The organism is Dysosmobacter segnis (assembly GCF_014297285.1).
In the GTDB taxonomy this organism is placed as follows: domain Bacteria; phylum Bacillota; class Clostridia; order Oscillospirales; family Oscillospiraceae; genus Oscillibacter; species Oscillibacter segnis.
On sequence record NZ_JACOQI010000002.1, the window covers coordinates 289,995 to 303,881 of the forward strand.

A 13,887-nucleotide genomic window follows, 5' to 3' on the forward strand; every position below is an offset into this window, starting at 1 on the left:
ATAGAGCAGGTGAAAGAATGAAGTATCAATACCTTAATGAACCGATTCCCCAGGAAACCCGACAGGAGTTGAACGACAAGATCCTCTATTTGGTAGACCAGGATTTGGCCGAACAGTCTGGGATCTCCCGCGAGGATATCTATAATGCCTATACCGGAGACGGTGGATTGCATGGCCTGAAACGCTCTGACTTTGCCAACTATCATGAGTATGCGGAGGCCAAGAAGGAGATCGAGAACGGTCAGTTTTTTACGCCTCCCGCTCTTTGCCAGTTTATCATGGAGGCGCTGTCCCCTGCTATGGACGAAACGGTAGCAGACCTCACCTCTGGCATCGCCAACTTCTGTAACTTCATGCCGCTGGAGGCAAACTTCTACGGCTGTGAGTTGGACATCAAGTCCCACAAAGTAGCGCACTATCTTTACCCCGCCGCTAATCTGGAACACCGTGATATCCGTTTCTATCAGCCGAATATGCGGTTTGACTATGTAGTGGGCAACCCTCCGTTCAATCTGAAATGGGAGACGGAGGGTGGCGAGATCATCTCTCAGATGTACTACTGCCTGAAAGCGGCGAAGCTGCTGAAGCCTCTGGGCATTATGGCGATTGTGGTGCCGGCATCTTTCCTGGCCGACGAATATTTGGACGGCGCGAAAATTTCCGAACTGGCAAAAAATTTCTCTTTCCTGGGTCAGGTCTCCATTCAGAAGGATGCGTTCAAATCTCTTGGCGTGGATAGCTACGCTACCAAGATATCCTTTTGGCAGAAGAAGCTGGACGCTGCCGACAAGGGAGAACCTTATGCTCTGAACAGCGCCAACTGGTTCAATCTGACCGACATGAATAACGCGGCAGAGCTGCTTGAGATCGTCCGTAAGGAAGTCGTTGCCCCGGCCAGAGAGCGGATGCGGAGCAACAGTGCCCGCGTTAAGCTGGCGTCGATGGGTGGGAGCGACAATGCGTTCGAGTATGAAGTGCGGAAGCTGATGTTCCATATCAAGTCCAACCCCAAACTGATAGACAAATATGCCAAGTGTCAGGAATATCTCTACAAGTTCCGCCATCAGGAACAGCCCAAGGATATGAAGTATGAGGAATGGGCAAAAATCCGTATTACGGAAGCTAAGGTACTGGCCTATCTTCGTCGTGTTATCAAGTCTCAGCATAAGAAGCCCAGCCAGGATGTGGTACGACTGGTCAAGCAGGATGGAGGGCTGATTTACAAAGGGTACAGCAAAAAGGCACAGAACAGCATGAGCGACGGCATGAAACAGCTCGTTCCCTTCTATGCCCTTGCCTCTGGACAAGCGGATGATACAGGTCTTGAGCAGTATGCCCGCCTTATTCGTCGTAAGCAGCGCGACTATGAGCGAGAGACGAAACCTTTTACCGAGATGGAACAGGACGCCGAGATCGCTCAGTTCCTGGATGACTTTACCGTTTATGACAATGAGAACGAGGAGTGGATTCACCTCAATAACACCCAAAAGCACGACCTGAACCTCGTTCTTCAGAAGCGTTATCATCTGTTACAGTGGGAACAGGGTGGTGGCAAGACGCTGGCCGGCATCTCCACAGGCCGGTATCGGATGGAGCGTCAGGGCGCTCGTAACGTGTGGGTGGTGTCCACTGCTATCTCCATCAAGAACAACTGGGATCTGGTGTTCAAAAATTATGGCATGACCAACTACCGGATGATAAAGTGCCTCGCCGACCTCGACAAAGTACAGGATGGGGAGTTCGTTATCATCACCCTGAATATGCTTACCAAGTACCGTAAGCAGATCAAGCGCCATATCAAAATGCGGAACCAGAACGTGTGCTTGGTGTTCGATGAGTCCGACGAGATGACCAACCCGGATAGCAAGCGCACAAAGGCTGTGTTGGATTGTTTTCGGAGAGTACGGTTTAAGCTGGAAATGACCGGCACTGTCACCCGGAACAACATCTCGGAATGTGCTCCTCAGCTTGAGCTGCTTTATAACAACTCTTACAATATGCTCTCCTGGGCAGAAGATCTGTATTGCTGTGAGAAGGATGACGGTGAGGAATATCTGAACTGTTCAAGTAATTCTTACTACGGCCAGCCCTTCCCTGCTTATAAAGCTGGATACAGTCTGTTCGCTGAATCCCATCTGCCTGAGCGGATCACCGTTTTCGGAGTGGGTAAGAAAACCCAGGACATTTACAATGCGGATGCCCTGAACAAGCTCCTCTCTTACTCGGTCATCACCCGGACTTTCGCGGAGATCACCGGCAAAGAGATACGTAGACTTCATCAAACCCCAGTTTCATTCGCTCCTGCAGAGCGTGAAGTCTATCAAAAGGCCATGGAAGAGTTTTTCTCCATGCGCCAGCGGTACTTCGCCCTTACCGGGAATAGCCGCAAGGATAGTATGATGGCGCTGATCCAGCAGATTACTTTGTTGCTCCGTATCTCTGCTGCACCCAACACCGTGGAGGAATACGACAGCCCGAATACGCCGGTCAAAATTCGGAAGGTTTGTGACATGGTAGGCGAATGGAAGGATGAGACTGTAGTTATTGGTGTCCGCCATAAGAACGTGGTGGAAGCATACGCTAATGAAATCCGCAGAAGATTCCCGGATCGGAAACTGTTTGTCGTGACCGGCTCTACCACCACTCTGGCCGGACGTCGAAAGCTGAAAAACACTCTGAAAGAAAGCGGAAACGGCATTCTCCTTTGTACCCAGCAGTGCCTCCCCTCCTCTGTCAACTTTGAGTTCGTCAACAAAGTTATCATCCCGGAGCTGCATTACAACAATGCGCGGATGAGCCAGTTCTATATGCGGTTTGTTCGCTTTACCTCTACGGACTGGAAAGACATCTACTTTGTTACTTACTCTGGAAGCATTGAGTCCAACCAGATGCAAATGGTGCTCGCCAAAGAGAAACTGAACCTTTTCATGAAGGGGCAGGACGTAGATCTGGATGAGGTGTATGACCGCTTTGGCGTGGATTATGACCTGATGAGCCTGCTGATGTCTCGTGAGGCAGACGAGGACGGAAACTTCAAAATCTCTTGGGGAGAGCAGAAGATCAGCTAATAATAAAACCGCCCTCTTCGGAGGGCGGTTCATTTAGGCCATGTACTTACTGCGGAATATACGAAGCATTCCGTTTTCCCATGCCGTTTTGACATGGCTTCTGCACCATTTTGTGTATCGGTCGAATTGAAGTGCTGCCGCTTGATTGGACAGCCCGTATGTTGCCTTGATCTCAGAAGCGGAACGGATACCCATTTCACGCAGGATAGGAAGCGGAGCAAGTAAATTCCAGGCGAAGTAGTCTGCCTCGCTCTCGAACTGGTCATAGAAGCCCCTTTGCTCATTGTAGGCGATTTCGGCTTCCTCTATGACTTCCAGATGACCTATATAGATATGGCCGATCTCATGCGCCAAAGTCCACCGGATACGGCCAGCGTTCATTTCAGCATTGTAGAGAATAAGATAACGGTTTGTATCTGGATCGTAGTGCGTCGCTCCAGAATTGCTTTTGCATAGAACGGCAACGTCTTGGACAGTGCATCCAGTGACTTCGGCCATTTCCTGATACGACAAAATGCGACAGCTTTTGGGGATGCACTGCAAGAGCAATTCAGGTTGGATAGGATAGGATACAGAGTCCATGTCTTGGTAAAGCTCCAAGACCTTACGCTGTACAAAAACACTCCTCACTATTTTGCCCTCCTTTCGCTACACGGAGACATCATGGGTGCATATTATAACTTATTCCGTGTCCAATAAAACGGACTTCTTCTGCTGCGGATCATTCTCATCGGAAAAAGCGTAGTCAAATCCGATTTTCAAAATGCCCATCATGCGGTTTCTATCCTGCTCAGTCATGCGTTCTCTGGCTCGCTGGAGGGTAATATAGTCGGGGTCGCCAAGCATGGTATCGGCAGTAGAGCGCACATTAGAAGCGCCTACCAGGTAGTCAATGGAGACATGGAAATACTCGGCGATCTTGGAGATTTTATCAATAGTTGGAGAGGTAGAGCTTTTCCACCTTCCAATGGAATACTGGCTCATACCAAGTTCGGATTCCAGTTTGTTGATTGTGATGTTATTTTCAGCACACAATTCTTTAATCCTTGTAAAAATGACGGAGTCCATAACACAACCTCCAAACAGAGAATTTGAATGTCACGATTTTTTTCGTGGAAAGCACTTGACAGCACGAAAGCAAGCTGGTATAGTAAATACCAGACACGAACATATTCGTGAATTTAAGTACATCATATCACACGTTTTCAGTTTAGTCAACCTAATACTTATTTGGAGGCGCGTAAAAATGCACATCGTAAACAGTATGGCAGCAAACTTCGGCAAATATGATTTGGATGTCAGCGCCGTGGGGATGCGGAGTATCAGCGAGACGGACATTAAGCTCCCGTACACTGGTGTCCTCCCCGTACAGATGTCAGCGTCCTCTGGTGCCTATGTCTACCTCAACGTCCAGCTGGCTCAAGGCGCACGCCTGGTTCTGGTTGCGCATGGGAAGGGCAAGGATATCAAGCGTCCTCTCGAAGCGTCCAGTGAAGAGATTATCGCTTTGCTGGATGGTTTTTTCAAGCAAAACCAAGACGCTACCGGCCTTGCTCAGTATTGGCTCGGCGTGTGGCAAGCTCATTATACGGAATGGAGAAAGATCGTGACCGGCCCGGATCGGCTGTTGACAATCCTCTCTTCCCTGTCCGTAACGGATCGTGAGTTCCTGTGTAAGCATATAATGGACGTGCCGGCGACAGAGTGAGGTGAAGCGGATGTCCCCGAAAATTTCGCAAATAATTTTCTTGTTTGCTATTGACAATCTCAGCTACGTATGGTAAGATAGCGACATAGAAAATGATTTGAACGGATTGGAGAGGGGAATATGATCCGTAACAAATTCTTTGAAGACCCGGACGGCGGCTATGCTAAGGTAGGCGTCAAGAAAAACTTTGATATCGCCTGGAAAAAGGTTCTGGCCTATGAAGAGCAGACAGGCCAATCGCTGGACAATGGCTTTACTAAGGAACAGTATGTGTCCATGTTCAACTCCATGAGGGTTCGTCATACCAGCATTTTCTTCAACTATAAAAGCCATGTGATGAGCTATGTGCGATACCTGATTGCTAATGGCGTGCTGCCGGCAGAACAGGAAAGCATTTTGGCCTCCGTCACTGTGGACGACCTGAAAATCAACGAGACCAGCGGAGTGCAATACTACAAGAACTTGGGTATGCTCCACCAGGCAATCCAGGATTCCATCAAAGTGTCCGAGTGCTACGATGAAACCTTGTTTGACCTGCCCGCTGTAATTCTTTACTTGGCTTGGTTTGGATTGACCGAAGAGCAGATCATCAATTTCCCCAAGGAAGATGTGCTTGATGACGGCGTGATGATAAACGGTGAGAAGATCGAGATGCCGTTTGAAATCTTGCAGATATTCAAGCGTCTGAGGGATGCAGAGGGATACTACCAGCAGGCCAGAGGCGTAATCTTCCGTGCCTATGTCTATTCAGATAACCTGATTCGGACGGAGCGGAACAGCAAGATCAACGTCTCTAAGATGCAGGGTCTGGTAAATCGTCTGAATACCCTGATGGGCGGTGCCTACTCGCTACGGTACAACGTAATACACCAGTCCGGTATATTCTACCGTGCTCATCTGCTGGAATGCGAGAGTACCCAGTTCAATCTGGAAGACCCGGAGTTCGCGTCTAAGGTGCTCTGCGAGGATCTGTCCAGCAAGGTCAAGCACACAGCCCGGATCAGAGACTACAAGCTCTACAAGCAACTATTCTACTAAATGGCTTCGGCCATTTAGTTCTTGGATAGCAACAAAGAAAATTATTCTGTAAGAGGAGTGAAAGCAATGAGATTCCGTAAAAACGCCGTCCCCGTACCTGTCACCCGCGATCTTCTGCAGGAAAAGCAGACTGAGGTTGCTCGTCTGGCTCGTCAGGCAAGCGAGGCGGTAGACATCGTTACCAGAACAATGAATGAGCTGGAGGGTATCAACCAGCAGATCGACAACGACCTGGCTGAGATCGACGCCTATTCCAAGGAACTGGCCGCGACACGCGCCACTATGTCCCAGCAGCGGAAGAACAATACCGCTATCATCGCCAACTTCGCAAAGCTCCTGGATACCAGTCCCGCAGAGAGCGTGAGTGAGTAATTCATTCGGTTGACCAATCGGAGTATGAGGCGCTAACAGCAATTTTACAACTATCAAACTTTTACTTTGACTCAATGCGTCTCGTTGAAAAGCGTGGAGGGGTAATCCTAACTGGTAAGGAAGCAGTTTGCTAAACTGTTAGTAATCCGAAAGGGTGTGTGGGTTCGAGTCCCATCCCCTCCGCCAAGCCGCAATAGCGGCGAACTCTTTATCACCTCCTCTCTCTGACGGCGGGAAAGACCGCTGACGGCCCGGAAAGACGGGCGACATGGGAGCGTCCGATGGCAGCTCATAACGTGTAATCGACGGTGGACACGCACAGCAATTTTACCTTGAAAGTCTGCAAAACTTTTGCTTACGGTTCGACTCCGTAGCTCCTAAAAAACCGTCATCAATCTATAAGAAGGGTCGTGTGTGTCATGAAGAAGTTCCTGGCTATCGTTCTGTGATTCAAAGTGATCAGCGGCAGCGGCGTCCAGCGCCGGGTATGTGGAGGAAACCATGAATAGAACACGAGACAAGCCCTAAGTCATCTTCGGATGACAGTACAGTAATGAATGCGACGATGAATGAACAGTAACGAATTGGGGCACTAACAGCAACCATCAACATTACCTGCTTGTGGAAATGAGAATGTGTCCCGCACACGTGGCAAAGAGCCATTTTACGGATATAGCGGTTTCTGGGAGGTTTCCGTATTCGTATGCGTACAGAGCAACGCAGACAGCAATGAAAAAGCCTCCCACCATGCAAGGATAGCTCAGTTGGTAGAGCACCAGTATAAAAAATGCGTAACGTCCCCCTCCCCCAGTTGCGCTAACAGCTATGTAAAAAGGGAACTGATTGTCGTGGGTTCGAGTCCCACTCCTTGCAACAAGCTACTTAGTGTAGTCATAAAAAAAGGAGGTGCAACAGACTAATGTTGAATATGGGTTTGCTTGTCTGTTGTTCCTTGCCGTATGTCATTATCTCGACCCCGATAATTTACAGTACGGTGAAAACCTGGTTCGCCGCCAGCCATAATAGTGCGGGAAGCCGAACCGATCGGTATAACTGTTTGCCGTATTATACGGCTGGGTTTGAGTAGAAAATGCACATAAGAGGGGTCATGCAAAATAGCCCCGCTACGGCGGGGCGTACGCCAGGGTAGCTCAGTTGGTAGAGCGCGTACTTATGCGTGTCTTGTTGAGACGCTTACAGCAACTTTCTATGGACTGTTAATCCCGTGGTCGTGGGTTCGAGTCCCACCCCTGGCACAAGCAGAAGCCGCCTCTGCTAATGGGCGGATAGGCATAGGGCTTTGGGATCGTTTATGTCTATGCTGACGGTAAACGCCAGATATTCAACCCAAATATCTTGAACTGGGTTGTGACGGCTCGGAAAGACGAGCTTCATGCGGCAGTGGTGAAGTGGTCAACACAGCAGCCCTATTACAATGCGAAACGAGGAGTTCCGCTAACAGCAATGTTCAAGGAAGCCAAGCTGCCATTCGTAGGTTCGAGTCCTACCTGCCGCTCCATTTCTCTGGGCACAAACAGCAACAGTAAATAAAAAGTGTGTCCTGGGTATCTCAATATAGGAGGTAAGAGATAATGAGCAACTTTATGGATGGGATCAAGAGCGCGCTGAATAACGAGTGTAATGTCTCTGTCACCGAGAACGGTGCAGTCGGCTTCCGTACTACCGGCAAGGCTCTCCTGGATCTCAATTTCGCTGTGGCATCTCTCCGTAGTGCCAGCGAGCACGACATCTCTCAGCGCTTCACCAAGGCGTTCTTCGAGGACAAGCTGATGGCAATGAAATGGCTCTTTTATGCTCGTGATGTCCGTGGTGGCCTGGGTGAGCGCCGGCTGTTCCGTGCCTGCATGGTGCCTCTGGCGAAGGAGTTCCCCGAGTACGTCGCCCCTGTGGTGGCACTGGTGCCTGAGTACGGTCGTTGGGACGATCTGTGGTGTCTGCTGGATACGCCCGCGTGTGACTGCGTGACCGGGCTGGTCAAAGGGCAGCTTTATGACGATACCCAAAATGCGGCAGAGGACAAGCCTATTTCTCTTCTGGCAAAGTGGATGCCTCGCTGTAAGACTTCTTCCAAGCAGACCCGGCATTATGCCCAGATCTTGCGGAAGGCTGTCGGCATGACCGAGCGCCAGTATCAGCATACCCTCGCCAATCTCTCCCGTTACCTGCTTGTTGTGGAGCAGCAGATGACCGCCAAGCAGTGGGAGGAAATCGACTATCAGCGTGTCCCCTCTCGTGCTAACCTGCAGTACAACAGCGCTTTCCTCCGTCACGACGAGGATCGCCGACGTGCATTCCTGGGTGCTGTAGAGAAAGGCGAGGCCAAGATCAACGCTTCTGTCCTCTTCCCGCATGACATCGTACATCGGTACGGTTATGCCGACGGCACCGACGCCAATCTGGAAGTGCTGTGGAGGAACCTCCCCGATACGGTGCAGGGCTGTGGTAACACCATCGTGGTGGCCGACGGTTCTGGTAGTATGAGAGTGAGAATCGGTAACACTGATGTGTCTGCGCTGGAAGTAGCAAACTCTCTGGCGATCTACTTCGCCGAGCGTTCTTCTGGTCAGTTCAAGGATCAGTACATCACCTTCTCTGAACATCCTCAGCTGGTCGATTTGAGCAGAGGAAAGAACCTTCGTGAGAAACTGCGGATCGCGGCTATCCATAACGAGGTTGCCAACACCAACATTGAGGCCGTATTCGACCTGATCCTCACTACGGCGATCAACAAGCACATGGATCAGAGCGATCTTCCCGCGAACATCCTTATCATCTCTGATATGGAGTTCGATGGTTGCGCAACTACCAGTGCAACCTGCCGTGATAGGTGGGGACATAACAGAGTAGCCGCCCCTACTCCCCGTCTGTTTGAGGTGATTGCCCAGCGGTATGCGGAAGCCGGATATCAGATCCCTCGCCTGGTATTCTGGAATGTCAACTCCCGTAGCGGCACCATTCCTGTTAAGGAGAACGATTTGGGTGTTGCGTTGGTCAGCGGTTTCTCTCCCAATATCGCCAAGATGGTGATGAGCGGCCAGACTGATCCTTATGACTGCCTGTTGGAGGCCATCAACGCAGAGCGGTATCAGCAGGTGGACGATGCCCTTCGTCCTATTATCTCCGCATAAGCAACAAAGTAAACCATTAAGGAGGCTCAGAACGATAGAGTAGCAAGTAGCTGTCTACGCTCTGAGCCTCTTTTATCAAAGGAGTGAAATACGTGGTATATCTCGACAATGCTGCCAACGCTCCGGTCTTCCCGGAGGTTCTGGAAGCTATGCTCCCTTGGCTCCGGCCCGATCATGTAGGCAATCCCGGAAGCCTCCATACCCAAGGGGTCAATGCTCGTGAAGCTGTTGAAAATGCCCGCCGCCAGGTAGCTAAAATGATTGGTGCCGATCCCTCAGAGGTGTTCTTTACCTCTGGTGGCACAGAGTCGAACAATGCGTGGTTGCAAAACTTTGGCGGCGACTTGATTTTAACAACTGCTCTGGAACACGATTCGGTTCTGGAACCTATGTCTGCGCACTGTCATCGCCATTATATCAAAGTCCACAAAGATGGTAGCGTAGATCTAAATGACCTGGAACGTTTTTTATCGGATGCCCATACTGCTGAGTCTAACTATTTACCTCGTGATGGACGTTCGACGGCTGTTTCTATCATGTGGGTAAATAATGAACTGGGCACTGTCAATCCTATGAAAGAAATCGGAACCCTTTGCAAAAGGTATCATGCCGTATTCCATGCCGATGCTGTGCAGGCGGCAGGCCATGTGAATATGAACGTGAAGGACTGCGGAATTGACTTCTGCTCTATGTCCGGTCATAAGTTCGGTGCTCCTCTGGGTGTTGGTGTGCTTTATATCAGCAATTCTATCCGTAAATCCCCGTGGATTATCGGTGGAGGCCAGGAAAACGGAATGCGTGGTGGTACCGAGAACGTTCCGGGAATTGTAGGAATCGGCAAAGCAGCAGAAATCGTTACTGAACGCCTCCAGAACTGGAAGCTACGGTGGGGATTGCTCAGAGATACATTCTTAACTGATTTGGGGCTAAGAATGCCTGGGGAGTTCTATATCAACGGTGATAGCGAGAATTATTCTTCTAACATCATCAGCCTGACCATCCCTGGCGTCAACAGTGAATCTCTGCTTCTTCTGTTGGATCAGTTGGATATCTACCTTTCTGCTGGTTCTGCGTGCAGCGCTGCCAGTGCTAAATCCTCTCACGTTTTGCGTGGTATTGGAATGTCTGATGAAGATGCGGCCTGTACTGTGCGTATTTCAATGGGGTTCAATACCACTGTTAATGAGATGCACGAAGCGGCAGAGGCTATCGTGACTGTCTCTCATAAGCTGAAATCCATGTATTCTTAATTAGCGACAAAGTAAATTAACGAGGAGTGAATATAATGTACTGTGCCTATGTTACCAGGATTCACAATCTGAGGAAGCATACCAATGCCGACCGGCTGCTCTGTGGCGAATGTTTCGGTAATACGGTGATTGTGGATCTCGGCACCGACCCTGATCAGCTGGGCGTGTACTTCCCTACCGATGGCAAACTCGGTTTGGAGTTCGCACAGAAGAATGACTTGCTGCGGCGCAAGGATGAGAATGGCGCTCCGGCTGGCGGATACCTTGACCCGGAGAAGCGGAATATTAAGGCTCTCAAGCTCCGGGGCGAGAAGAGCGACGGTCTGTTCCTCCCTCTCTCCTGTTTGGCTTCTTTTACCGATATCAAGAAGCTCCAAGAGGGCGATACGATCTCTGTGTTGAACGGTATCACTATCTGCGAGAAGTACATACCCGCCGTCAAACGCGCCTCCGGTAGTGGGGGGGGTGGCAATCATGTTCGTAAGCGTTCTGATCCTATTTCCCCACTCTTCCAAGAACACGCTGACACGGAGCAGTTGGCCTACAATCTCTCCGCATTCCATGCTGGGGATCTGGTAGAAGTTACCCTGAAAATGCACGGAACTTCTCAGCGTACCGGCTATCTGCCTGTGTTGCAGGGCTATAAATATCGGAACCGTATGGAGAAGCGGCTCTATGAGAGCCGTAAGACCCCGAATGTGATTCGTTCCAAAATCAAGCGAGCACCTATCTATGACTGGGGCTACGTCACCGGAACCCGCCGCGTGGTTCTGGGCACCTTCGATGAGGGAGGCTACTACGGTAATAACGCCTTCCGAGAGAAACACGCCAAGGTATTTGAAGGAAAGCTCTACAAGGGAGAGACAGTCTACTATGAGGTCGTTGGATTCACTGACGACGGTACGCCCATCATGAATCCCGGAAATAACTCTAAGCTGAACGACAAGGAGTTTACCAAACAGTACGGTAAAACCACCACATTCAGCTATGGCTGCGCCCCCGATGGCAAGGAACATCCCAAGTCCAATCTTTTCGTTTACCGCATGACGATGACCAACGAAGACGGCGATGTGGTAGAGTATCCGCCCGACTTTATGCGCTATCGTTGCGAACAGATGGGTGTCAAATATGTTCCTCTGATGTATAGGGGGCTTATTCCCGAAGAGGAAATCTTCACAGGAACTTCTTGCGAGCTAACCAATGCTGGTGAATGGATTAAAACCAAAGCCGAGCAGTATTATGATGGCCCCGATCCTGTCGGTCATACCCATGTTCGGGAAGGTGTCGTGTGCCGCATTGTCAACCGTCCCAAGTTCGCCGCCTATAAGCATAAAAACTTTGCGTTCAAGGCGCTGGAGGGGCTGATCAAAGACACCGCCGCCGCGCCTGATATGGAAGAAGCTCAGGATGTTGGAGAACAGAATGGATGAAAAAGTCGTTCTTGACTTTATCAACAACTTCAAAGCTGGGCAGATATGGAGCAGTTCGACTCAAGCCTATACCGGAGAATGATCCGGGATTGTATCAAAAAGGAGCGATATGACGATGACGACTTTGATCCAGAATGAGCAGAAGCGCCAGAAGATTATGGCGCGGATGCGGGAACATCTGGTGCCCGTCTTGGAGCATTGCAGGGGAGGCTGGGTTGGCCTCTTCCTGCAAGGTTCTCAGAATTATAACCTTGACTATGAGGGTAGCGATATTGATACCAAGGCAATCATGCTGCCCAGCTTTTCCGATTTCGTGTTGAACGCCAAACCTCTCAGCACTACCCACATTATGGAGAATAACGAACACGTGGATTTCAAAGACATTCGCCTTATGTTCGACTGTATCAAGAAGCAGAATGTCAACTTCGTTGAGATCCTGTTTACCCCTTACTCCATCATCAACCCGGAGTATGCCGACCTTTTCCAGCCCGTTCTGGACGCTCGTGAAGAGATCGCCCGGTATAACAACTACGCCGGGATGAACTGCATTATGGGTATGGCTCTGGAAAAGCAAAAGGCAATGGAGCACCCCTACCCTGCCACAATGGACAAGATTGAGGCATTTGGGTATGACCCGAAGCAGCTTCACCATGCTCTGCGGCTGAGGGAGTTTATGACCCGTTACGAAGCCGGCGAGCCTTACGCTGACTGTCTTATCAGTAACCAGTGTGATTATCTCAAAGAGGTGAAGCGCGGTTGCTACTCTTTGAAAGAAGCACGGGCACTGATGAGCACTGCAATTCAATCTATGACCGAAGACAAAAAGCGCTATATGGATACGGTGCCTGTTTCGATCAACCAGCACGCCAATGAGGTACTGCAAAAGGCTACCGTTGAAATTCTCAAACGATCCTTCTTAAAGGAAATCCAAGGAGGAGAATAAGATGCCGATGTTTTACATGATGGTTGGCCTCCCTGGTAGCGGGAAGTCATTCACTGCCGAAAGCATCCCTAACGCCGTCGTCCACTCCAGCGATGCAATCCGTGCCGAAGTTCTTGGTGACGAGAACGACCAAACCCAACAGGACTTGGTTTTCCAAACCCTTCACAAAAGGGTTTTGCAGGATCTGGTGGATGGCAAGGATGTGGTGTACGACGCAACCAATATCAACTACAAGCGCCGTATCGGGTTCCTTAATCGTGTCCGAGCGCTCCACAAACATGATTTGCGGACAGTATGTCTTTTCATGGCGACACCCTATGAGGTGTGTCTGGAGCGCAACAATAATCGGGAACGTTCTGTCCCGGAGTCTGTAATCCAAAGGATGTACTTCAAATTCGATGTTCCCATGATGGCGGAGGGTTGGGATGAAATCAGAATCGTGGGCGACGAAGATCGCCACGACCAGATTGATACCCTCATGCTTCGTCTCTCCAAGCTGGAACATGATAACCCGCACCACGAGTACACGGTTGGTCAGCACTCTATGACGGCATGGCAGTATCTGATCAGCCACTATAAAGATGCCGATGCTGTTCTGCTCCGCGCTACGTTGCTACACGATATTGGCAAAGAGAAGACCAAAGTATTTCATGACATCAAAGGTAATCCCACTGAGATCGCCCACTTCTATCATCATGAGCGTGCAGGAGCTTATGACAGCTTCTGCTATACCGGCGATCTCAGTCCTAACCAGCGCCTTACTGTGGCGCTGCTGATCCGCTGGCATATGTGGCCGTATGCGGTTGAAAAGTCAGATAATCCGAGTAAGACGGTTAGCAAAATCAAACGTCTGCTTGGTAATGATATCTGGAACCAGGTCATGGTGTTGAACGCCTGTGACCGCAATGCACACTGAATAGGAGGAAATA

At 50.0% G+C, this 13,887-nt stretch carries 11 protein-coding genes and 4 tRNA genes; 13 read left to right on the top strand and 2 right to left on the bottom strand.

Annotated features, from left to right (window positions below; genetic code table 11):
- The first annotated feature begins 17 nt into the window (after positions 1-17).
- Positions 18-3,068 carry a DEAD/DEAH box helicase family protein gene (locus H8Z83_RS03885; RefSeq protein ID WP_187013812.1) on the top strand — a complete coding sequence of 1,017 codons (3,051 nt, stop codon included), beginning with the start codon at positions 18-20 and terminating at the stop codon, positions 3,066-3,068.
- A gap of 33 nt (positions 3,069-3,101) precedes the next feature.
- Here the strand turns inward: H8Z83_RS03885 and H8Z83_RS19500 are convergent, their stop codons facing one another.
- Entirely contained in the window at positions 3,102-3,698 is a 597-nt protein-coding gene (locus H8Z83_RS19500; RefSeq protein ID WP_187013813.1) for an ImmA/IrrE family metallo-endopeptidase, read from the bottom strand.
- Between the two features lie 51 nt (positions 3,699-3,749).
- Positions 3,750-4,136 (bottom strand): helix-turn-helix domain-containing protein, encoded by a 387-nt coding sequence (locus H8Z83_RS03895; protein WP_187013814.1) that lies wholly within the window; start codon positions 4,134-4,136, stop codon positions 3,750-3,752.
- 178 nt (positions 4,137-4,314) lie between these two features.
- On the opposite strand from H8Z83_RS03895, the gene H8Z83_RS03900 reads away from it, so the two are divergent.
- The 12 genes from H8Z83_RS03900 (at position 4,315) to H8Z83_RS03955 (ending at position 13,874) form a co-directional block, all read left to right on the top strand.
- A complete protein-coding gene (locus tag H8Z83_RS03900; RefSeq protein ID WP_187013815.1) occupies positions 4,315-4,776 on the top strand; it encodes a hypothetical protein in 462 nt (153 codons plus the stop codon).
- A 120-nt stretch (positions 4,777-4,896) separates the two neighbouring features.
- Positions 4,897-5,814, top strand: a complete 918-nt coding sequence (locus H8Z83_RS03905) for a hypothetical protein (RefSeq protein WP_187013816.1) — start codon at positions 4,897-4,899, stop codon at positions 5,812-5,814.
- A 66-nt stretch (positions 5,815-5,880) separates the two neighbouring features.
- On the top strand, positions 5,881-6,186 hold the full coding sequence (locus H8Z83_RS03910; RefSeq protein WP_187013817.1) for a hypothetical protein: 306 nt from the start codon (positions 5,881-5,883) through the stop codon (positions 6,184-6,186).
- A 95-nt stretch (positions 6,187-6,281) separates the two neighbouring features.
- A tRNA-Ser gene (locus H8Z83_RS03915) sits at positions 6,282-6,372 on the top strand.
- A gap of 563 nt (positions 6,373-6,935) precedes the next feature.
- Positions 6,936-7,059: transfer RNA gene (locus tag H8Z83_RS03920), tRNA-OTHER, on the top strand.
- 267 nt (positions 7,060-7,326) lie between these two features.
- A tRNA-Asn gene (locus H8Z83_RS03925) sits at positions 7,327-7,442 on the top strand.
- Between the two features lie 139 nt (positions 7,443-7,581).
- Positions 7,582-7,705, top strand: a tRNA-OTHER gene (locus H8Z83_RS03930).
- A 73-nt stretch (positions 7,706-7,778) separates the two neighbouring features.
- Positions 7,779-9,335 carry a DUF2828 family protein gene (locus H8Z83_RS03935; protein ID WP_187013818.1) on the top strand — a complete coding sequence of 519 codons (1,557 nt, stop codon included), beginning with the start codon at positions 7,779-7,781 and terminating at the stop codon, positions 9,333-9,335.
- Positions 9,336-9,427: 92 nt separating this feature from the next.
- A complete protein-coding gene (locus tag H8Z83_RS03940; protein WP_187013819.1) occupies positions 9,428-10,585 on the top strand; it encodes a cysteine desulfurase family protein in 1,158 nt (385 codons plus the stop codon).
- A gap of 35 nt (positions 10,586-10,620) precedes the next feature.
- The gene (locus H8Z83_RS03945) at positions 10,621-12,015 is read left to right on the top strand and encodes a 2'-5' RNA ligase (protein WP_187013820.1); all 1,395 of its coding nucleotides are present in this window, start codon (positions 10,621-10,623) and stop codon (positions 12,013-12,015) included.
- Positions 12,016-12,130: 115 nt separating this feature from the next.
- On the top strand, positions 12,131-12,958 hold the full coding sequence (locus H8Z83_RS03950; RefSeq protein ID WP_187013821.1) for a hypothetical protein: 828 nt from the start codon (positions 12,131-12,133) through the stop codon (positions 12,956-12,958).
- Between the two features lies 1 nt (position 12,959).
- Positions 12,960-13,874: an AAA family ATPase gene (locus H8Z83_RS03955; RefSeq protein ID WP_187013822.1), complete on the top strand. Its 915-nt coding sequence runs from the start codon at positions 12,960-12,962 to the stop codon at positions 13,872-13,874.
- Positions 13,875-13,887 lie beyond the last annotated feature (13 nt).

Bases quoted from the DNA above. Each gene is read 5' to 3' on its own strand.
- H8Z83_RS03895 (WP_187013814.1), bottom strand. From the start codon at position 4,136: ATGGACTCCGTCATTTTTACAAGGATTAAAGAATTGTGTGCTGAAAAT.
- H8Z83_RS03950 (WP_187013821.1), top strand. From the start codon at position 12,131: ATGACGACTTTGATCCAGAATGAGCAGAAGCGCCAGAAGATTATGGCG.
- H8Z83_RS03910 (WP_187013817.1), top strand. From the start codon at position 5,881: ATGAGATTCCGTAAAAACGCCGTCCCCGTACCTGTCACCCGCGATCTT.
- H8Z83_RS03900 (WP_187013815.1), top strand. From the start codon at position 4,315: ATGCACATCGTAAACAGTATGGCAGCAAACTTCGGCAAATATGATTTG.
- H8Z83_RS03885 (WP_187013812.1), top strand. From the start codon at position 18: ATGAAGTATCAATACCTTAATGAACCGATTCCCCAGGAAACCCGACAG.
- H8Z83_RS03945 (WP_187013820.1), top strand. From the start codon at position 10,621: ATGTACTGTGCCTATGTTACCAGGATTCACAATCTGAGGAAGCATACC.
- H8Z83_RS03955 (WP_187013822.1), top strand. From the start codon at position 12,960: ATGCCGATGTTTTACATGATGGTTGGCCTCCCTGGTAGCGGGAAGTCA.
- H8Z83_RS03905 (WP_187013816.1), top strand. From the start codon at position 4,897: ATGATCCGTAACAAATTCTTTGAAGACCCGGACGGCGGCTATGCTAAG.
- H8Z83_RS03935 (WP_187013818.1), top strand. From the start codon at position 7,779: ATGAGCAACTTTATGGATGGGATCAAGAGCGCGCTGAATAACGAGTGT.